Here is a 20,685-nt window from a genome sequence, read left to right as displayed (position 1 = left end):
TTATTTTCTGATTACTTTGCCGTCATCAGAGACAGTCCACAATTTTCCGTCTTTCAGATACATCTTCTGCATTTCCGGGAGTGTAAACGGACGGGAACCCAATCTCCCGAAAACGCTTACCTGATTGCCGCTTTCATCCGCTGCGCGATCACGATCCATCCCCTTCGAAATCGATACTGCCCGACCCGGAGTTCTGCGCGAAGCAATCAGGACCGGGGCTGGAGCCGGACTGAACCCCAAGAAACCCGGAACGGTTTTGGGTGAGGTCAGTTGAATGACCCGTAATCCGTTTTTGCCGTCGGCAACGTAGGCAAAGAGACTTGCGTTCGTTGAGGCGACTTTCACTCCTTGAGCATCGTTGATTTGGCCATCGGCGGTGAAGATTTTCTCCAACTTCATCTTTTCCGGATTCTCGACATCGACTATTACGAGTCCCTGCCGCCCCGCTGCAACGTACGCGTACGTCCGGGCAACGTAGATATCGTTGGCGCCTTGTAAAGCCAGCGTACCTCCTGCAACAGGTTTGGGATCTTCATTGTTTGTGAGGTCGATGGTCTTCACGCCCTCCTCATCACACACAAAAGCATATCGGAACTGAACGGCCACTGCTTTCGGGTTACGAATGAACGGCGCGCCAATCTCTTTCACAATGCGAGGTTGCAGCGGATTCCCGATATTCACAACCACGATTCCCCTATCGGCACAAATGTAGACATAATTCCCGGCGATCGTCAGATTGACGGCGCCGTTGAGTACGCCGCCCGGATTGTATGTCAGCGCCCTTTCCAAGAAGTTATTTCGCGGATCGGCATCGACAAGATTCATGACATCAACGAGAATCAGCCCTTCAGACTTGTCGGTGATGTACGCGTAGCTGTACAGCGGATGCAGCGGCCCCTGCTCCTGATTCTCAGGCCTGACTTTCCGTCGTGTATCAATCGGCATGTTCGTCGGCAATGCAACGGCGGTCGCGTATGTTGTTTTGACCCGCGTATGTTGTCCGAGCGGCGAAACGGGAGCTGTCACGATGCGTTCAGAGTAACCCTTGTTGTCGATGTTCGCTACATCATAAACTCGGAAACCATCGTCGCCGCACGCTGCATAGAGATATTCTCCGCGTAGCTCTGCCCGTAACACAGTACCACCGTGCGAGTACACTGCTTGCAGAGTCTTCTTGTCGGCGAGATGTGCCTTGTAATAGTCAGGGAAGGCCAGACTGTGCAGGTAACTTCCTATAACGGCTTGCGGTTCATCTCCCTCCGTCACCTGAACAGCCGCAACGCCACCGGCGCCTCCCGCAACATACGCGTACTTGCCCATGAAGTTGACGAAATTTGTTCCCTGAAGGAGCAACTGCGCCATCCACGCGTTATTGTCGTTCTTCGACGACACGTGGCAGTCCGTGCACGTACGGGTTTCCGTTGAGCGGACCGTATGCGCAAAATGCGGATTGAATGCTTGACTGCTGAAACCGGGCGATGAGATCGGCGCCTGTTGGTTGTAAATCTGCTCACGATTTGCATTCACCGAACTGAGAATCAACGCGCTTGATGAACGTACAGTTGTAATCTTGCTTCCCTTTGTCGTCCCTGTCAGGCCGAGCATGTAGCCGTCATCGCGCAACACTTGCGGATTGTAGGTCGTCCAGTTGCGCGAGACCTCACCCTCATAGTGATTCATCTGCTTCTTCCAGTTCGCCTGTTGGGGAAGGTGACACCCGAAGCAATTCGTAATCCACGACGTGTGGCAGCTTTGACATTCCATTTTCTTGTAGGAATGGGCGAACAGGTTTTCGTCCGTACCCGGCTTGCCGATCGTACCATCCTTCATCATCAAATGAGCGGCCTCCGCTTTGGCGTTGTAAGCCTGCGATTCTTTTGAGTGAAGATCAACAGTTTGCAGGACTTCCCACTGCAGTGTATCGACAAGGGACGAACGCTGCACGATTTTTCCTCCCGCCTTTCTGAACCGCCGCTCGCTGAACGGTGTGTAGAGATCAGCGAGATTCGTTCCGCCCGACGGCGCCGCAACTCCGGATGTTCGCAGCGTCGCTTTTTCGGAGAACGTGCCGTGACAATCAACGCATTGAATTTCTACCGCATTATGAAACTCGCCGACCAATTTGCCGCTGCCGTGACTATCCTGCTTGAAGTGGCAATCGACACAATGCATTCCCTTCTCAAGATGAATATCCTTCAGATGAACGGCTTTCTGAGCATTCCTGCTTGCGGGAGAGGGAATCGTCGGCGTGGCGCCTTCAACCGGAACGACTCCTTCAAACTTGTACGGCGCGTTGAACGGAATAATACTGCCATCTTTGTCGAGCAGATTTCCCTTCCGATCTTTCTTGAACACGGCCCTGAACACCCAGCCATGCCCGTGATAGTCGGAGAATTGTGTGTGTGCGAGTTGAGGATTCAACTCGCTTGTCTTCGCCAGAAATTCATCATTACTCCAGTTTCCTCTCAGCACCGCCTCTTCCGGATTCCTGGAGAGAATGGCAAACGCCTCGGCGTCCGAAGGATATTTTTGCTGCTTCGGATACATCAACTCGCCGTCGGTTTCGTAATCCCACATTTGAAAACCGAGGTATGTGTTGACGAACGAATTCGGCTGGTGCATGTGACAACTCATGCACTGGCTGGAAGGAATCGACCTCGTGAATTGGTGTTTGATCGGATGACCCGAAGCCGATTTCGAAATTGTCGTGTCGGCTGTTTGCGATTGCCCGCGGTTGCCGAACTTCGCGTACGGCCCGGCATTGAACGGCGAGCGATCATTGGCATACACAACGTGACAACCCGTGCATCCGCTGGAACGGTAATCGCCGGGATGATCATTCGTCCCAAGAAAAGAAAGATGCGGATCGTTCAATCGCGTTTTGTGGATATTGAGCACGGGCGAACTGATGCGCAGTTGCGTGCCCGGGCCGCGGTCGCTCAGCTTGTTGTCAGGCCTGCCCGGCTCCTCCAACGGATTTGGAATTCCTATCTCTGAAGCATTGATGCGTGGAACCTTTCCGCCCCGTTCAAAACTTCTGAAGTTATCCGGCGGCTGCGTAATTTCCCATCGGGGAAGCGGCAGAAGAAACGGAAGGATTCCCTTCTTCTCCATCTCCTCTTGTGTCGGCGCCGGTACGGTATTAATACGTTGCGGCTTTCCATCCCAACTGTAACTTTCTCCGAGGATGTAAGTTTTAACAGGTAGAATACCATTGTTGTACGCCGCCCCACCCCACAACAACGCCGAAGTCGTCATCATACTCTTCTGCACATTGCGCACGATAGGATCGGCGGCTGTGTTGTGGCAAGGGCCGCAGGCTTTGTCCGCTGCACGCAAATCGCCCGGATTAACGAAGCGAACGAACTCCGGATACTCTTCATTGAGAAGTGTGTATGATCGCTGCGGATTCGCGGCAGATTTCCAGCGAGCTGGGAAACGGGGCTTCACGTGTCCTGCATCTTTTGTCGCAGCATCGGCATTGCCGCCGTGACAATCCGTGCATCCTAACTTCACCGCGGTGTTCTTGTGCATCGGCTCGATGCCGCCGTGACACGTAACGCAGCCTTTGCTTTTGCGATCGGCATCGGCTTGCGATTGGCGCATGAGATCGGCTTCCTGCGCGTTTCCTGCCGAAACAAGAAGCATCAATCCAACTATGTACCTCATTCGGTTCATTCAGGAATGTCAGTATGTAAATGCGAGCCCGAGAGTTCCGGCATACAACATATCCCCCCGTTCATAAATGTCCTTGAAACCGGCAAGCGGCGAGAAAGCCGAGAACCCGAGCGTGATGATTGCATTGTTGTTCAAAAACGGGCGGTAGAGAATGCCAAGACTTGCCTCCACCCCGATTTGTTTGTGAATCGCATTCTGATTCAGAAAGTCAACAAGCACGGCGGTATTCACAAATCGAAGATAGCTCAGATTGAGAGATGTTTTGATTTTGGGAGTGATCTCGGCGTCGTATCCTGCATTCAGAAGAATGAGTCCCGGATTCACGAAGTTGGCTTGCCCTTCGAGTTTGCTGCTGCGCAACGTCGGCAGAAAGCTGAGCTTCTGTACAAGTCCCACCCCCTGTAACCCGATGCGTTGCAGTTGCCAGTAACTGAATGCGCCACCTGCAAAGAACGGGGCATCAAGAATTGCGTCGAAACCCTTTCCGACATCATCGGCAATATCGTCGTCGCCTGAGGCGTAGAGGCCCGAAATCTTGAAGCGCTGCCAGTCGTCATCAACCGAAAGCTCGAGCGCCGCCATTTGTGCGTTGATGGTGATCTTCTTGCCCGCAAACGAATTGAAATCATCGGTGCCGAACACCTGGTAGAACGCGTGCGTGATATTCAACCAGTCGAAATGGCCGTCTCCCGCCCAACCTGCATAGTATGCTTTGATCTCATGCGGCTTTACGCTGCCGGCAAGCGCAGGCCGGACGAGAAATCCGTTCTCGTCGTAATGCGTGCCCGGTTTGTCATGATTGAAATGGAAACTGAACTGGGTTGTGTATCCGAGTGCCCACCAATCCTGAATGTAGATGTTTGCTATGCCGACATCCTGATTGCGCCGGTCGAACACGGTATTCAGTTCGCTGTTTGTCTCCTTCTCCAGCATCGGCAGGTAGATGAGATTCCACTGAATCCGGTTCGAGTTGAGATTCCCGAACAGTCTCGCCCCGAGATTGAAGTCGTTGAAAAGAAATCCCCTGAAATCGCTGGCGAATTTCTGAATACCGACTTTGAGCGAAACAAAGTCGTATCTGTCGCTCACATCAAATAGATGTTTCTCAACGAATAACTCTTGAAATCCGACGTGGTTTTCCGTCCTCGTGTCACCTTTGCGAACATTGATGTTCACCCCGTTGAACTCCTTCAATTGTGTGAAATTCAAATTGAAGACGGCAGTTGCTTTCACCTCCCAATCACGCGGACGGAATGCCGTCTGACCGCCGTATAGTTCAACCGAGAGTTTTGCAAAGGAATTGTTGACGAGCCGGTTATTCTCTCCGAAGAATACATCTCCCGACGGCTCACGTGTGCTGATTCCGATGGGAGTCGGGTTGGTGAGCATTTCAAAGATATTCTCGGCAGTTGCCGTGAGAATCAGGAATGTACTCTGACCGGCAATCGGGTAGTCGCCCTTCAGGATATTTTGATTGTAGGGATCAGCTGCACCGCCTTCAACAGTGTATTCGGAAGCCGGCGGAACAATTCTCCAACGATCTTCAATCACTTCGAAGTCTTTGAGTCCGGGTGGTTTCGTTGAAAGCGTATCCGTTCCGGATGTTGGTGATTCGTTCGATGATTGGGCAAAAGACCGGATGCTCATGAGAACAGCAACCAACAGAATCAATCCGCTTATGAGCAAAAAAGTATGCTTCATTGTATTCCGGGCTGGCGTGGAAATTTGACATACGGAAGCCGGACGCCTTGATAGAAGAACTGATCGGAACGAATGTTCAGCGGCGGTTCGAATCCTGCTGCCCCGGCCGCGGCAATCAAATCATCCTGATCAACTCCGTCACCGCTGACGCCGATGGCACCGGCAATCTGGCCGTTTTTGTACAAAGGAATCCCGCCCGGAAAAATAGTGACGCCGTTGCCGCGGTTCGGGCCAAACGTAGGAAGTCCTTGAGCGAGAAGACGAAATTGGTAGGCGAAGCTTGCTCCTTCAAACAACGGACCCGACCCTGTCCGGTTGCCCAACGAATCCCTGTCGATTCCCGGCGGAAAAAAATCTTGTGCGAGAAAGCCGATTGCCCGGGTTGTTATGGCAAGGGAAGAACTGGAAGGCAGGCCGAGAATTGTTCTTATTCTCTGACCGAACTCGGCATTGTTTTGGGGATTGGGATTGTTCGGATTGCTGAACACAAGAGCTGTTCGTGCTTTTTGAACGCTGACGTCGTAGCTGAAAATCGTCGCATCCGGTGTTCGCCAGATTCCAAGAACGGATCCGTCCACATCAACCACTGCAATGAAAACCTGCGATGCCGCCCCAACCGGACGACGGATCGCAGCGCGTGTCCGTTCGGCCTGAGTTTTCGCTTGCAGAACAATCGATTGAACTTCGGCAGCCGTGAACACCGATCCTCCGACAATCGGAAAGTCAAATCCGCCACCGAGCAGAACTTCGCCCTCGTTCGGAAAACGTTGCGCAGGAGTCGCCCGAATCGGATAGTCGGTATCCACCGATCCCAGCGCAAGAGCTTGGGCGAATGTCAGCGAGAGATTTCCGGCAGGTGTTTCGGCAGTTGTGTAGAGAAATCGAATCCCGTCGATAAAGATTCGATCTCCTCTTCGATCGTCCGGCACAGAGTAGCCGGAAAGGGCGCCGAGGGCAATAACTTCGTCGGAACTGACTCCCGTGCACAGTGACTGGTTGAATTGCGATTCGGCACCGATAACGCCGATACCGCCGGCAAGGCACCCGCCTTTGTAAACAGGGATGCCTCCGGGGAGATCATTCAGCGCGCTGCCGTTCGGCATAATATCGCTGCCGGGCAAATTGGACAAACCAACGCCAAACAATGGTCCGCCGGGAGCATTGGCAACTCCGGGGGGAAAATGAGAACGCGTAATGAAACATGCAGTGGTCGTGGAGAAAGCGTGCCCGTTACTGCTCAGGAAGGCCGCGGTACGCGCCTTGCGGATACACGTATCAACAGTTGTAATTTGAACCGGGGCATTGTTGACAGTAAGCGGCGCAGAAACAAACCGGGCCCCGTTCATACGGAATACGCCGAGAATGTTCCCTTCCCGGTCCGAGACGGCAATAGTTACTCGTTGATTGAGACGTTGTGCTTGTTCAACTGCGCGGGAAATGAGTGTTTCAACGTCGATTTGAGAAAGAAGCGGCGTACAGACTTGGGCGGATGAGGACGGGTTCTGAATCGTGTCGCAAGACGACACATATACACAGGGGAGGAGAAAGAAGCCTGCTCGAAGCAATGCGGCTAATCGGTTTCGAACCGGAATAGACTTGCTGACAACTCCGTGCATCGGCTCCCCTTGTTTCCTGAACGGATTGTAGTGACTGACAAAGAACTTGGCTACATAGTACAATTCGCATCACAGAAAAGCAAGATGACTCAAGAGTCGTTGTTAGCTGCAGCACGCTTTGATTTTGGACAGGCAAGTTCATATATTGACACGGTTACTTAAGGGGCTGTAGCTCAGCTGGGAGAGCGCGTGAATGGCATTCACGAGGTCAGGGGTTCGATCCCCCTCAGCTCCACGGAAAGGGAAGAATTTCTTCCCTTTTTCTTTTCCGGAGAATCTTTCTTGCGCTGTGGGTGTTTTGCATAGTAACAGAAAGAGAACGGATCTTTAACGCAGTAACTGCATGAATACAACACTCTTACGCATTTGTCTCGCTACACTCATCGCCGCCTTATCAATCGTGAGTTGCAAGAAAGACGAAGGCATTATCGGACCTGACGGCAGCCCGTCCGATGTGATCTTCCCGACCACCAACGTTAGTTACTCGCAGCACGTCCAGCGGCTTTTCAGCCAGACGTGCATGTACGCGGGATGTCACAGCCAGGCGGAGCCGGCCGATCAACTGAAACTCGACACTTATGAGAATCTGCGGTATGGCGTCCGCGGATTGCCGGTTGTTATTCCGGGCTCACCCGAGACAAGCGAGTTGGTATTTCGGATCGAAGGGAGAACGGGACAACGCATGCCACCGAACACGACAAATCCCCTCAATCAAAATCAGATCAATGGAATACGAACGTGGATTGCTGAAGGTGCCTTGAAGAACTGACGCTGCTACTCTCCCTGCCTCACATCTTTCCCCCACAAGAGCTTTCCCCGCAACACTTCGTAGTACGACCTGTCCACACACTTCACGAGGCGCAATGTGTGAGGCGCTTTCCGGATGAAGATTTCGATCGGCGGCTCCAGTATTCCCGTTTCCTGACCGTCGGCGGAGAGCAATACTTCATTTGCCGTTGCGTACGCGACAACGCGAATCGTGTCGGTATCGGGGACAATGAGGGGGCGGCCGCTGAGAGTATGCGGAGCAATCGGCGTTATGCCGATGACTTGTGAGGTTGGCGTAACTATCGGCCCGCCGTTGGAAAGCGCATACGCGGTCGAACCAGTCGGCGTGGAAATGATCAGCCCGTCGCCCCGGTATGTTACGGCAAATGTTCCGTTGATGTAAGTTTCGACATCCATCACGCGTGCCGAGCGCGATTTATCCACAACAATGTCGTTCACGCCGAACAATGTTTGTCCCGGCAGCGACGGCGATGTCGCTTCCAGCACCATTCGCTCTTCAACATGATAGTTGTTCGCAATAACATTCTTGATTGAAGTCTCAAGTTCATCCGGCGCAAACTCGGCAAGGAATCCGAGTTTTCCAAGATTCACGCCGAGAATCGGCGTGCTCCCGGCTCCGACGGTCCGGGCAGCCGAAAGAATAGTCCCGTCGCCACCCAGCGCGATTACTATGTCGACCCCGCGAATGCATTCCGCATGTTTGCGCGCCTCGACTGCTCCGAGCCGGACATTTTTTCCGTTCAACAACTCGACGATCTCGCCGTCGATCACGAACTCGACGCTCGAGCGGTTGAGCGTATCGACAAGCAGTTTCACAACTCCGGGAAGCTCGTGTTTCGACCGGTTTCCGATTATTCCGAATTTCATTGTGATGTGCCTGTTTCTTCCTGTTTCGGAGCCTCTTCCTTTGGTTGCTTTTGCTTCGCCTTCTCGTCTTTTAGCTTCTCATCCACGAAGTTCAATTTCAATTCGCGGATGAGTTCTGTCAGAAAGCGATCTTCTTCTTGCGAGAGATTGCCTTTGGTTTTCTCCTTCAACATATCGAGAAGATCAATTGTGCTTTGCGCCGCCCCAAGGTCGCGCTCGATCTTTCCCGTGATCGTGCTCTTTACTTTTCCCAACTGCTCCATACAGGCAGCGTGATACATAAAAACGAGTTGAAGAAAAAGCTGGCTGTTTTTATCCTTGAAGTCCATGTGATTCCTCCTTCATTGTCTTGTGTTGCAGTTCCCACAGCTTCGCATACTTTGTAAAGACATACGCCGATGAGACGACAGAGAGCATGAATCCCTGAATGCCGTCGAGAAATCCTCTTCTTGCAATATACATCTTGAAAAAGAGAAACGGCGGGCGAACGAGAATGTCATACATCGAGAACGTCTTTCGGGCAGCGTGCATGTCTTTCGCGGCAAGAGTTGTGTAGTTGTTGAACTTGCTGAAATAGTGTTGAAGATCGGGGTCGGTGAAATGCAACAAGTCATGCTGCAGGTTGCCGATTTTTCCGACAACAACAATTTGCTCGTGAACATTGGTTTCCGTGAAGCGTGATTTATCCTTGCGAAACAGCCTCGTCACACGTCCCGGATACCAGCCGCAATGCCTGATCCACTTGCCGAGAAAGTACGCCCTCCTCGCAACCTCAAAGCCCGCATACATTGTGTCTTCCCGCAATACCAACTGTATCTCCTCAGCCAGTTCGGGGGGCACACGTTCATCCGCATCAAGCCATAAAATCCAATCTCCCGTCGCGCGATCCAACGCTACATTCTTAGTTGCGCCGTAACCCTTCCACTCAACTGTCAAAACCTTGTCGGTAAACCGCCGCGCCAGTTCAACTGTCTTGTCGGTACTGCCCGAATCAACAACAATAATTTCGTCAGCCCATTTCACGCTTTCGAGGCAATTGGCAATATTATGCTCTTCATTCAGTACAAGAGTGATCACGGAGAGCTTAGCCATTCGCTGCCTCCCTCTGTGCTACTTTTGCGGCGGCCAACGCCATTCCGCATACCGCCCACACGACCATGATAATCTCCGCGTCGCCGAAGTTCCACTCGAATAATCCGTTGATGTGAAAGCCCGCCATTGCCGCAAGCGCGCCCAGCGCAATCGATCCGTACAGCCAATCGGCCTGCCATTGCCGCTCGATGTTTGAGATGACCAACCACAACTTCACAAAGATTGCCGCGACTGCCGCGGTTCCCAATAATCCTACCGTAACGAGCAACGTGATAAGATTGTTGTGAAGATGCCCTTCAGGCTTCCATTCGGGCGGCGCATACATTGGCCAGACCTGCTCGATGCCGATGTCGCCGATGCCGATAACGGGATGATCTTTGAAGATGTTGATTCCCGTTTGCCACATCCGCAGCCGTTCGATGTTGTGTTCGTGATACGGATTGAAGATGCTGGACATTCGTTCCTGCATTTCGGGGGATGCAAACAGTACTACTGCTCCAACAAGAAGAACGAGCGGAAGAAAGATTTTCTTCGCACGAAACGCCCCGATGATGATTGCCCCGGCAAGAAAACCGAGCCATGAACTTCGGGTGAACGTGAACAGAAGATTCGTGCCGATGGGGATCATTGCGAGAACCGCAACCCACCTGAGCTTTGCCGGAGTTTTCGGATGAACGGCAAACGGCAGCACAAGCAGCATCCCGAACATCATCATCCCGCCTGCCGTCATGTACATCTGAAACTCACGCAGCCTGCGACCGAACTGCAGATACTCGCCAAAGTGAAGAATAACATCGCGAAGACTCCAAAGGGAGACGAACACCATTGACAGGGCGAGCGTACCGAAAACAATCTTCAACGTCCGCCGTGAGTTGATGTTCGCCAGCAAAATGTACATGATCGGCAACAGTGTTACGCGCCGGTACATGTACAAGAGTGACTGTTCCCTATTGTATGCAAAGATGGTGGAAATACCTTCCGCCACGATGTATGCCAGGAAGAATTTGTCCAGCGGAGTGGAAGGAAACCCCCACGATCGTCTGACGGCCATCCTTCCCAACCATAACAGCGCCGCCGACCCGTAGGCGATATTCATCGCGGCAATGGACAGCGTGCTGCTGAACAAGAACGCCATCAGCAACAGCAGGATTGCCGCATCGAGGCGCGTTGCAGAATCTGCCGCGTCGCCGAAGAGAAACCGCCGTACACCTGTGTTCGCATGTTGAGTCATTGCGTCTTCCTGTCCGTTCCGAACCATCGTTGCAAACGTTTTGTCAGGGGCTGCAGAAACAACGTCACGTGACGCCACCAATCGGGGGGCTGTTCGTCGATCTTCGAATCAAAATCCCATTGTGACGCTGCGATGCGTTCCTTCATGACTGCAGGATGTGTCCCGGCAAACCGTTTCAAATGGCCGAGATGATGGTATGTATGTTCGACAGAAGGAACCCGCTTCTTCACTTCTTCATCGGAAAAGTAGAGTTGATGAAAGCCGACATTCTTCGAGTACATCACTTGCGGCGGGCGAACCCATCCGTAGTGGTATATCTCCGCATCGATCTTTTTGCGCCTCAACAATGTGCCGTCGCGATGGCGAAAATCCATACCGTCTCCCCACGACGCAATATCCGGATGGCGTTTGACAATGCGGCTCTCCTTCACATACCAGGTTCGATAATCATCTTGATAGAAGTCGTAACTGCCGTAAAAGTGCCGATAGCCGAACTGAAGCGCCTCGACGTTCCCGTCATGCAGATACCGCTCCATTTCCGAGCGAACAACAGGAAAGTACCGTTCGTGCAACACTTCATCCGCTTGAATATAGAAACACCAATCGCCGGTACATTTGTCGAGAGCGGCGTTCGTCTCGAAAGAAATCAATAGCCCTCCTTCGCGCAGACTCATATCCCATTCACGTTCGATGATCGTCAGTTTCGGAGACGAAATCGTTCGAACGAGTTCAAGTGTTTCATCATCGGACTTCCCCACATTCAGAATAAATTCATCGCAGACCGGGAGAATCGATGATACCGCCTCGACAACCGGATAACCGTACTTCACTCCGTTTCTGATGATGGAAAATCCGCTGACCTTCACGCTCACACCTGGAACTGAAGTTCGTACAGCCTCTTGTACACACCGTTGCTGTTTGCAAGCAACGACGCATGTTTCCCTTCTTCGACAATCTCTCCTTTCTCAATCACAATAATCCGGTCGGAGTGTTGAATGGTGGAAAGGCGATGCGCAATCACCACGGATGTTCTCCCCGCAAGCGTTCTCTCGACTGCTTCCTGAACGAGGATTTCCGATTCGGTATCGAGTGCCGAGGTTGCTTCATCGAAAATCAGTATCGGCGGATTCTTCAGGATTGCCCGCGCAAGCGATATACGCTGCCGCTGCCCGCCGGAGAGTTTCGTTCCCCGGTCGCCGATTTTCGTGTCATAGCCGTCGGGCAATCGGGCAATAAACTCGTGCGCATTGGCAATGGTCGCCGCTTCGATGATCCGGTCGAGCGATGTTTCGCTCCGGCCGTACGCGATATTGTTCCGAACAGTATCATTGAACAGAATCGTCTCCTGTGTCACGATTCCCATCAGGCCGCGCAAGGAATCAACCGTAATATCACGGAGATCCATGCCGTCCAACGTAATTCTCCCTTCACGCGGATCATAGAATCTCGGCAACAAATCCACGAGCGTTGATTTTCCTCCGCCGCTCGGCCCGACGATGGCAACCCGTTCGCCCTGCTTGATTTCCAGCGACACGCCTTTCAGAACAACATCACCCGTTTCATACTTGAACGAGACATTCTCATACCGGATCTGATGTTTGAATCCGGTGACGGCGGCAGCCGATGGTTTGTCGAGAATCGCCGGCTTCGTATCGAGAATCTTGAACACACGCCCCGCCGCACCGATTCCTTCCTGCACGCTGTTGAATGTCTGTCCGAACAGCTTGATGGGCGGCAGCATTTGCGAAAGCACAACGATGTAGCCGATGAGGGCGCTCGACGTCATCGAGCTGGTTCCGCTGATGACTCTGCCGCCGATAAACCAGACGATCACGGCAATCGCGATCACGCCGAACATTTCGGAAATGGGTGATGCGAGATTTCTTCTTCGCTGGATGGTTTTCATCAGATCGGCATAGCGGGATGATTCTTTCGAGAATCTCCCCGTCTCAAACTCTTCCATCCCGAACGCCTTCACGATGCGGACATTCGCCAGTGACTCATCCAGCACAGACATCATATCCGCCATCTTCTCCTGCATGAAGATGGATTGCTTCTTCAGCTTGTCGGCGATGCGGCTGATGATGATGCCGCCTATCGGAATAATCAACGCCACAATCACCGTCAACTGCCAATCGAGCAGCAGCAACACGAGTGTTGAAAGGACGATGGTGGGAGGGTCTCTGAAGAAGCTGTTCACCACGGCCATCGCCGAATCGTTCAGAATTCTCACGTCGTTCACGACCGTGGCAATAAGGTTTCCCTTTCGTTCTTCCGTGAAGTAAGAAAGGGAAAGATGTTGTAGATGACGATACACATCATTGCGCAACCTGTGCATGATGCCGTGCTCGATATCCGCCATCAGATACTGGTTCACGAGCGAGAAAAGGTTCTTCAGCAGAAAAGAGGCAAAGACGGCAATCACAAGAAACAGCAATGCAGTCGGGCGATCGTATTGTGCCACAAGCCCGGCGAGAAACTGTTTGAGGTAATTTCCAAGATTGAAGACGGATGTTCCCGTGGCGCCAACTTCCCCGACGTTCGGCGGAGAAAAGACGACATCGAGCATCGGGATGAGGAGAATGTAGGACAGCAATTCCAAGGGGCGACTGACAAGCATGCAGAAGTTGGCCGCGATCAGCTTCCAGCGATACGGCTTGACGTAGCGGACGACACGCAAAAAAACTTTCATAGCGTGCCGGGTTTGCGGGATGGTGTGCAGCGCATCATTTGACGACGATGTTCACGAGCTTGTTCTTAACCACAATCTTCTTCACGATCTGCTTGCCGTCGAGGTGTCTGCGCACGTTTTCATCGGCAAGAGTCAGGGTTTCCAAATCGTGCCCGGAGGTATCTTTTGCCACGGAAATTTTTGAACGGATCTTCCCGTTTACTTGCAGAACAATTTCAACCGTCGTTTCCTCGAGCTTTGCGGAATCGAACGAAGGCCATGGTTCGTATGCCAGTGTGTGCGTGTGGCCCGTCTTCTGCCATAATTCCTCTGCAATATGAGGCGCAAAGGGTGAGAGAACTTTGATAAACGGCTCCAACACCTGCCGTGGCTTCGTTTCGCTCTTCATCACCTCGTTCACGAAAATCATCATCTGCGCAATGGCCGTGTTGAAGCTGAGCCGCTCGATATCGTCGCCGACCTTCTTGACCGTTGCATGATACACACGCTCGACATCGACCGAAGGCGGAATGTCTTTGATATCAGGGTCGGGATTTCCGGCATCATCAATATAAAGCCGCCACACGCGATTCAGGAAACGGAACACCCCCTCGACGCCGCGTGTACTCCACGGCTTCATTTCCTCCAGCGGACCCATGAACATTTCGAACATCCGCAATGCATCGGCGCCGTACTCCTTCACAACATCGTCCGGGTTGACGACGTTGCCCAACGACTTCGACATCTTCTTGGAATTCTCTCCCAAAATAATCCCCTGATGCCTCAACTTCACGAACGGCTCTTTCGTACTGACGTAGCCGAGATCGTACAACACCTTGTGCCAGAAGCGGGCATACATCAGGTGCAGAACGGCATGTTCCGAGCCGCCTACGTACAGATCAACGGGCATCCAGTACTTCTCTTTCTCCTTCGAGAAAATCTCCATGCCGTTCTTCGGGTCGAGGTAGCGCAAGTAGTACCAACACGAACCTGCCCACTGCGGCATCGTATTCGTTTCGCGCCTGCCTTTAAGTCCGGTTTCCTTGTCGGTGACATGCACCCAATCGGTTGCCAGCGCCAGTGGTGATTCTGTTGTGCCGCTCGGCTGGAATTTCTGCAAGTCCGGTAAGCGAAGCGGCAGATCATCCTCGCTCAATGCTTTCAACGTTCCGTCTTCGAGATGGATTATGGGAATCGGTTCCCCCCAATACCGCTGCCGCGAAAACAACCAGTCGCGCAGCTTGAACTGGACTTTCCCCTTTCCTATTCCCTTTGCGGAGAGCCACCCGATGATCCTCTTCTTTGCATCAGCTACGTTCAAGCCGTTCAATGACACTTCATCATTTTCGGAATTGACGGCAACGCCGTTTTCGTTGTCGCTGAATGCAGCCTCCTGTACGCTCCCTCCGGCCACCACTTCAACAATCGGCAGGGAGAACTTCCGCGCAAACTCCCAATCACGTTCGTCGTGTCCCGGCACGGCCATGATGGCGCCGGTGCCGTAGCCCATCAGCACATAATCGGCAATCCAGATCGGGATGTTTTGCTTCGTTGCCGGATTCACGGCATAGCCGCCCGTGAAGACGCCCGTCTTGTCCGTTTCGATTCCGCGTTCCAGCTCGCTTTTGAGCTTTGCTTGATTGCGGTAGTCGTCGAGGATCTTTCGCTGCTCCGCAGTTGTCAGCGCATCGACAAGCGGGTGTTCAGGAGCCAGCACCATGTACGTTGCGCCGAACACCGTGTCGGGCCGTGTGGTGAAGACACGGATTGTCGCATCAAGCCCGCTCACGGGGAAATCTATCTCCGCTCCTTCCGAACGCCCGATCCAAATTGTTTGCTGCTCAACAGTTGATGCAGGCCAATCAAGTTCTTTGCCGTCTTCAAGCAGCCGTTCGGCGTACGCCGTAATCCGCATCATCCATTGCTTCATGGGACGGCGCTCAACGGTGTAGCCTTTTTCCGTCCATTCGGCGACTTCTTCGTTCGCAAGCACCGTACCCAATCCCTCGCACCAATTCACGGGAATCTCGGCAATGTAACAGAGACGGAAATTCTTGAGCACGTTATGCTGCTCGACTCTGCTCATCCGCTTCCAGCCGTCGGCGGTGAAGCAGCAATGATCATCCCCGCAATAGAGTGAACAGTCGATCTTGGAACATCCGGCTTCTTCGAATTCCCTGACCAGCTCATCAACGGGACGTGCCTTGTTGACCCGGTAGTCGTACCACGAGTTGTAGATTTTCAGAAAGATCCACTGCGTCCATTTGTAGTAATCCGGATCAGTGGTATCAACCTCACGATCCCAGTCGTAACTCAATCCTAACATCTTAATCTGACGGCGGAATGTGTTGATATTCCGCTCGGTTGTAATGCGGGGATGAATATTCGTCTGCATCGCAAACCGTTCGGCGGGCAACCCGAATGCATCCCACCCGATCGGATGAAGAACGTTGCATCCCTTCATCCGTTTGTAGCGGCAGAGAATATCCGTAGCCGTATATCCTTCGGGATGGCCGACATGAAGCCCGGCACCGGAAGGATACGGATACATATCAAGAATGAACGCCTTCGGCTTGTCGGAGAAATCCTCCGTGCGGAACGTCTTATGATCGTCCCAGTACGTTTGCCACTTCGGTTCTATTTCGTGAAAAGGATAAGGCATTGTCGGGATTGCGAGTTTCGAATTGTCAATGTCGGATTCTGAACTATGGGTTTGCCTTCAGATATATCTTTGCGGTTTGAATTGTACCGAGCCTCAGGCGCTGCCGGATTTCTTCAGGCGTTGCGCCCGATTCGGCCAACCGCCGTGCCGCCGTGCAGCGCAATGAGTGAGGAGTAATTCCTCCTCTTTCAGTTCTCCTGATACCGGCAGCGTGCAGATGATTGTTCACAACATCACGGATGCCCCGTGTCGACATCCGCATTCCCCGCGTACGGTTGCCGGCACTGAGAAACAGCGGACTTTCCGGCTTCCGGTTTTCTGCCGGCAGACTCGTCAGGAACTCCGAATACCGCTCGATAGCATCAGCAACGCGGGAAGTAACAGCAACAGGTTCGCCTTTGGATTTCATCCCTTTGCTCTGCACACACAATGTGGTATTCCTGAAATCCTCCACGTTTGCATGAACAAGTTCCGATTCGGAGAGGCCGCAGTCGAGCATCAGCAACATGATGGCTGCATCCCGCAAGCCGGTTTCACTTTCCGAGCCGAGCGTATCCAGCAACTTGCGTACGTCGTCATCCGACAGCGCTTTTCTAACATGAACTCTTGGCCGGCTGTTGCCGCCGACGAACTTCGCCGGATTCGCCTTCAGTATGTTCTTCTCAACAAGAAAAGAACACAAGCTGCGCAAGGATGTCAGATATGCCGAAACGGAAACCGCGGAGAGCTTTTTGCCTTTCGTGAGATAGCGCTTGTATCGCTCGACATCCTGAACAAGAAACCGGAAATCATTCGTTTTGCGAAACCATCTGACAAATTCACGCAGGCTTCGTTCATACGTTCCCCGCGTTACCGGGTTCCCGAACGAATCGAGAAACGAGGCGATGGACATCCTGAGCCGTTGCTCCGACAAGCGGGTTTTGACAGGCCGGGGTTGGGCGCTCATTCCGGCTTTTACCAATTCATCCGCTTTTTCACATTGAGGATATGGGCCAGATGATGCTTGCCATGCCATGCGTACAGACCGAGAATTGCGTCGAGCGGGAAATCCTTCTGGTGTTCGGGATGAAAGAACGTCCGTTTGAAGTCATTCCTCGTCATCGATTTCAGCAACACTACCCATCTCTTGTGAAGAGCATCTAACATTGCGAGCGACACTTCCACCGGAGTCAGTTCGGAGTCGGGGAGCATTGCCCAGCGATCCTCCATGTATGCTTTGATGGTGGGATGATCCTCCGTGAGCGCAAGCTTGAAGCGACCGTAAGCCTGAAAGTGGCTGTCAGGCACGTGATGGAAAACCTGCCGGACAGTCCACCCTCCCTCCCGATACGGAGTCGATAGCTGCTCCCCGGAAAGCCCCTTTGCCGCCTCTTGAAATCGAGCCGGAGCAACCGCAAGTTCATCGATCCATCGGGCAATATCTGCCTCGGAGATTGCGTCAGGACGCTTATACCTGCCAATCGGGTACTTCAGTTCCTCGATGTTCATAACACGCTATAATTTCATGAGTTACGCTTTGAAAAGTTATCGAAATAGCGAGAGACAAGCAAGGTAGGATATTGAACCGGAGTGCTGAACTCCGTTTCGTTTCGGCATTATCTTCTATTGCCTGCGGGAGGTTCAAGCACCGGCAATAAGCTGCTCATTGAGCTTGTCAATATCAGCATTCGTGAGTTTTCCCCTCACAAAGTGGCTTCGGCACACTTCGGCTCGCTTGGCGCGAGAGGCTCAGCCACATATTCAGGGGTTACCTGTGGCTGACCCGGTAGCCGCAGGCATACAAAAAATCAACGCCGCCGCTGTTCGGGGCAACGGCAAGTGCCTTAATATTCAAGCTGGGCAATCCGTTGTTGATCTGTTCCCATTGTGACTGGACAATGTTTGTCACGCAAAACAGCAATACCAGTAATTTCGTCTTCATGAAAAGGTAGAGATGGGCGAGACAGCAGATCGACCGACAACCCGCGAAATGCAAGAACCCTTCCCCTGTTACCGCGTCTGCGGAAATGAGGAAAGGGTTTATCAGAACAGCCGGGCTTTTTCCCGTCGGAGGGTCCCGATTCTCGGTTTGCCGAGCATCAAATGCGTGTTCTGTTGTCGCGGCTACTTCACAACTTCAGTTGTTTTTCCGCCTTCGATCAGAACCTTGTACTCAGGGGTACGACGTTTCCCACCTTCCTCCCGGATAACATACGTTCCTTCTTCGAGGCGTATGGTGCGTGGTTCATCCAAACTGCTCAAGACTCGCCGTACCATCGCCCCGTTGGTCGTATATATGCGATAGCTTGCGAACTCCCGGCGCCACATGCCATCATCGTAGCGGTCCGCAACCGATGTATGGACTTTCAGAAACCCTATTGTCGGGGAGTAAACCTCCAGAGTGTCAACGTTCTCTTGTCCCTCCCCAACGCCCTGAGCCGGCGGGATAAGTAGAAGCAGAGCAAAAAGAGCATTTACCATTGATTCAGCCTTTCTCTATAATTAAGATTTCCCGCATCTATGTCCCTGATGGAAAAATGTACGAGTGCAGCGTTATGCAAAAATGAAGTGCCTGTTATCTGTATGTTAAAATTACCTTGCGGGAAAACTGCCGGTTTAAGAAAGATTTCTCATTGCCTAAGATTTCACTTCTCGTTATCTTTTTTCAATTGTCGAAAACGGATCTTTTGAGACCGGAAACGGAGACACAACAGTTGTCCCTATACAGCGCCAATGAAACTTTTTCGTCCAAAATGACATATCTTCTCCAAGCCAAGATGAGATCTCAAGCCGGGAGGTGCCATGCAACAGGCGGATCATGGAAGACCCGACCGGCCTCTCCGCAATCAAAAGCACTCAATCAGATCACACTATGAAGCAAACAGTCCGTGTTTTTTTGCTGGTACTCATTCTGCCTATGTACCTCGGTGCGCAGGAAAAGTCAGCCGGGAAATTTTCCGGTTACATGTTTGGCGACTACTTCTACAATGTTGCCCGCGACACCGGCATATCCTCGTTCTCGAATGTTGCCACGCCGGGAAAGAAGGACATGCAGGGATTCCAGTTTCGACGCATTTATTTCACGTATGACTATGAGATTTCCGACATCTTCAGCACGCGCTTTCGCCTCGAAGCCGATCAGGTATCGAACACCAGCGATGGCAAGATCGGGGTGTTTGTGAAGGATGCGTATCTGCGGTGGCGAAACATCTTCTCCGGCAGCGACCTGTTTTTTGGAATCCAGCCTCCGCCAGCCTACGAAATCTCCGAGGCGGTATGGGGATACCGCTCGCTGGACAAAACCATTATGGATTTGCGGGGGATTGTCAGTTCACGCGATATCGGCGTGGCGTTGAAGGGAAAGTTCAATGAAGCGGGTACAGTCAACTATTGGTTAATGGCCGGCAACAACAGCGGCAACAAGCCGGAATCGGATAAGTACAAACGGATCTATGCACATCTCTACTTCAAGCCCGTTCAAAATTTCCATGTGACCGTCTATGGCGATTTGCGACTTCAAGCTTCGATCTCCGACCCGAACAGCACCGGCACACCTCAAGGTACTCTCGGCAATGACATCCTCACGAGCGCCCTCTTTGTCGGTTACAGTGAGAAGGATGTGTTCTCTATTGGTGCGGAGGGATTTGTTGCAAGTACAGCGAACGGCATCAAGAAAGGTACGATTGCCCCCTTCGAGCTGAAGCCGAAGAACGCAATCGGGTTCTCAGTGTTCGGTTCATACAATCTACACCCCGATGTAGCGGCAGTTGTGCGGTTTGATTTCTTCGATCCGAACAGTAACCGCGATTTTACGGGAGATGCACGCAACTACATTCTGGCGGGTATAAGCTGGAAGCCGGACAAGAGTGTCTCCATAATTCCGAACGTGCAGATAGAGTCTTACGAGAAGCAACCGGCGACCGCGACAACATCTGAGATCAAGCACAAGGCATCGGTGACGGCGCGTGTGACGTTGTTCTACACCTTTCTATGAGGACCTTGTGCATCACCGAAGACGCGAGAGCGCCCCGGGTACAGCATTCAATCAAAACATGACATCTCAACAGAAACCAACGAATAGCCATATGAAGCGAATTCTCATTCTCTGCACCGGCAACTCGTGCCGCAGCCAGATGGCGGAGTATTTTCTCAGGTCATTTGACCCGTCTCCGGAAGTGTACTCGGCAGGCACGAATCCCTCGACACGCGTTCATCCGAAAGCCGTTCAAGTGATGAACGAAGTCGGCATCAGTCTCGACGGAGCATTGCCAAAGAACGTTGACCGTTTCATCAATGAACCGTTCGACTTCGTGATCACCGTGTGTGATAATGCGAAAGAAACATGTCCCGTCTTTGTCGGAAACGTGAAGCATCGGCTGCACATCGGCTTCGATGATCC

At 52.4% G+C, this 20,685-nt stretch carries 17 protein-coding genes and 1 tRNA gene; 4 read left to right on the top strand and 14 right to left on the bottom strand.

What is annotated here, in order from left to right:
• The 3 genes from KF749_12580 to KF749_12570 are packed head-to-tail and all read right to left on the bottom strand — an operon-like array spanning nt 1 to nt 7,058.
• Nucleotides 1-3,678: a hypothetical protein gene (locus tag KF749_12580; protein MBX2991984.1), complete on the bottom strand. Its 3,678-nt coding sequence runs from the start codon at nt 3,676-3,678 to the stop codon at nt 1-3.
• A 9-nt stretch (nt 3,679-3,687) separates the two neighbouring features.
• Nucleotides 3,688-5,379 carry a hypothetical protein gene (locus tag KF749_12575; GenBank protein ID MBX2991983.1) on the bottom strand — a complete coding sequence of 564 codons (1,692 nt, stop codon included), beginning with the start codon at nt 5,377-5,379 and terminating at the stop codon, nt 3,688-3,690.
• A complete protein-coding gene (locus tag KF749_12570) occupies nt 5,376-7,058 on the bottom strand; it encodes a heme-binding protein (GenBank protein ID MBX2991982.1) in 1,683 nt (560 codons plus the stop codon). The genes KF749_12575 and KF749_12570 overlap by 4 nt, the downstream gene beginning before the upstream one ends.
• A 99-nt stretch (nt 7,059-7,157) precedes the next feature.
• On the opposite strand from KF749_12570, the gene KF749_12565 reads away from it, so the two are divergent.
• Nucleotides 7,158-7,230 (top strand) — tRNA-Ala (locus tag KF749_12565).
• A gap of 108 nt (nt 7,231-7,338) precedes the next feature.
• On the top strand, nt 7,339-7,764 hold the full coding sequence (locus KF749_12560; GenBank protein MBX2991981.1) for a hypothetical protein: 426 nt from the start codon (nt 7,339-7,341) through the stop codon (nt 7,762-7,764).
• A gap of 5 nt (nt 7,765-7,769) precedes the next feature.
• Here KF749_12560 and KF749_12555 read toward each other — a convergent pair whose 3' ends face one another.
• The 11 genes from KF749_12555 to KF749_12505 form a co-directional block, all read right to left on the bottom strand.
• Entirely contained in the window at nt 7,770-8,651 is an 882-nt protein-coding gene (locus tag KF749_12555; GenBank protein MBX2991980.1) for an NAD(+)/NADH kinase, read from the bottom strand.
• Nucleotides 8,648-8,980, bottom strand: a complete 333-nt coding sequence (locus KF749_12550; protein ID MBX2991979.1) for a DUF1844 domain-containing protein — start codon at nt 8,978-8,980, stop codon at nt 8,648-8,650. Before KF749_12550 ends, KF749_12555 begins: the two co-directional genes overlap by 4 nt.
• Entirely contained in the window at nt 8,964-9,743 is a 780-nt protein-coding gene (locus KF749_12545; GenBank protein ID MBX2991978.1) for a glycosyltransferase family 2 protein, read from the bottom strand. The genes KF749_12550 and KF749_12545 overlap by 17 nt, the downstream gene beginning before the upstream one ends.
• A complete protein-coding gene (locus KF749_12540; protein ID MBX2991977.1) occupies nt 9,736-10,974 on the bottom strand; it encodes an O-antigen ligase family protein in 1,239 nt (412 codons plus the stop codon). The genes KF749_12545 and KF749_12540 overlap by 8 nt, the downstream gene beginning before the upstream one ends.
• Nucleotides 10,971-11,840 (bottom strand): glycosyltransferase family 2 protein, encoded by an 870-nt coding sequence (locus KF749_12535; protein MBX2991976.1) that lies wholly within the window; start codon nt 11,838-11,840, stop codon nt 10,971-10,973. The genes KF749_12540 and KF749_12535 overlap by 4 nt, the downstream gene beginning before the upstream one ends.
• 2 nt (nt 11,841-11,842) lie before the next feature.
• Entirely contained in the window at nt 11,843-13,666 is a 1,824-nt protein-coding gene (locus tag KF749_12530) for an ABC transporter ATP-binding protein (protein ID MBX2991975.1), read from the bottom strand.
• A gap of 34 nt (nt 13,667-13,700) precedes the next feature.
• Entirely contained in the window at nt 13,701-16,307 is a 2,607-nt protein-coding gene (gene leuS / locus KF749_12525; protein MBX2991974.1) for a leucine--tRNA ligase, read from the bottom strand.
• 43 nt (nt 16,308-16,350) lie between these two features.
• Complete coding sequence (locus tag KF749_12520; protein MBX2991973.1) at nt 16,351-17,253, bottom strand: tyrosine-type recombinase/integrase; 903 nt, start codon at nt 17,251-17,253, stop codon at nt 16,351-16,353.
• 8 nt (nt 17,254-17,261) lie between these two features.
• A complete protein-coding gene (locus tag KF749_12515; GenBank protein MBX2991972.1) occupies nt 17,262-17,789 on the bottom strand; it encodes a putative metal-dependent hydrolase in 528 nt (175 codons plus the stop codon).
• Nucleotides 17,790-18,054: 265 nt separating this feature from the next.
• Nucleotides 18,055-18,228, bottom strand: coding sequence for a hypothetical protein (locus KF749_12510; GenBank protein MBX2991971.1), 174 nt, complete (start codon nt 18,226-18,228; stop codon nt 18,055-18,057).
• A gap of 182 nt (nt 18,229-18,410) precedes the next feature.
• Nucleotides 18,411-18,767 carry a hypothetical protein gene (locus KF749_12505; GenBank protein MBX2991970.1) on the bottom strand — a complete coding sequence of 119 codons (357 nt, stop codon included), beginning with the start codon at nt 18,765-18,767 and terminating at the stop codon, nt 18,411-18,413.
• A gap of 391 nt (nt 18,768-19,158) precedes the next feature.
• Between KF749_12505 and KF749_12500 the strand changes: the two genes are divergently transcribed.
• Together KF749_12500 and KF749_12495 are read left to right on the top strand one after the other, a co-directional pair.
• Nucleotides 19,159-20,280: a hypothetical protein gene (locus tag KF749_12500; protein ID MBX2991969.1), complete on the top strand. Its 1,122-nt coding sequence runs from the start codon at nt 19,159-19,161 to the stop codon at nt 20,278-20,280.
• Between the two features lie 91 nt (nt 20,281-20,371).
• Nucleotides 20,372-20,685 (top strand): arsenate reductase ArsC (locus tag KF749_12495; protein MBX2991968.1); only part of this gene is annotated, 314 nt, incomplete at its 3' end.

The sequence above is a fragment of the Bacteroidota bacterium genome, assembly GCA_019637975.1.
In the GTDB taxonomy this organism is placed as follows: domain Bacteria; phylum Bacteroidota; class Ignavibacteria; order UBA10030; family UBA6906; genus CAADGV01.
The sequence above is the reverse complement of the archived record's forward strand: the minus strand, read 5'-3'. Positions and strand labels throughout refer to the sequence as shown.

Bases quoted from the DNA above. Each gene is read 5' to 3' on its own strand.
- KF749_12580 (MBX2991984.1), bottom strand. From the start codon at position 3,678: ATGAACCGAATGAGGTACATAGTTGGATTGATGCTTCTTGTTTCGGCA.
- KF749_12575 (MBX2991983.1), bottom strand. From the start codon at position 5,379: ATGAAGCATACTTTTTTGCTCATAAGCGGATTGATTCTGTTGGTTGCT.
- KF749_12560 (MBX2991981.1), top strand. From the start codon at position 7,339: ATGAATACAACACTCTTACGCATTTGTCTCGCTACACTCATCGCCGCC.
- KF749_12555 (MBX2991980.1), bottom strand. From the start codon at position 8,651: ATGAAATTCGGAATAATCGGAAACCGGTCGAAACACGAGCTTCCCGGA.
- KF749_12550 (MBX2991979.1), bottom strand. From the start codon at position 8,980: ATGGACTTCAAGGATAAAAACAGCCAGCTTTTTCTTCAACTCGTTTTT.
- KF749_12545 (MBX2991978.1), bottom strand. From the start codon at position 9,743: ATGGCTAAGCTCTCCGTGATCACTCTTGTACTGAATGAAGAGCATAAT.
- KF749_12540 (MBX2991977.1), bottom strand. From the start codon at position 10,974: ATGACTCAACATGCGAACACAGGTGTACGGCGGTTTCTCTTCGGCGAC.
- KF749_12530 (MBX2991975.1), bottom strand. From the start codon at position 13,666: ATGAAAGTTTTTTTGCGTGTCGTCCGCTACGTCAAGCCGTATCGCTGG.
- leuS (MBX2991974.1), bottom strand. From the start codon at position 16,307: ATGCCTTATCCTTTTCACGAAATAGAACCGAAGTGGCAAACGTACTGG.
- KF749_12520 (MBX2991973.1), bottom strand. From the start codon at position 17,253: ATGAGCGCCCAACCCCGGCCTGTCAAAACCCGCTTGTCGGAGCAACGG.
- KF749_12510 (MBX2991971.1), bottom strand. From the start codon at position 18,228: ATGAAGACGAAATTACTGGTATTGCTGTTTTGCGTGACAAACATTGTC.
- KF749_12505 (MBX2991970.1), bottom strand. From the start codon at position 18,767: ATGGTAAATGCTCTTTTTGCTCTGCTTCTACTTATCCCGCCGGCTCAG.
- KF749_12500 (MBX2991969.1), top strand. From the start codon at position 19,159: ATGAAGCAAACAGTCCGTGTTTTTTTGCTGGTACTCATTCTGCCTATG.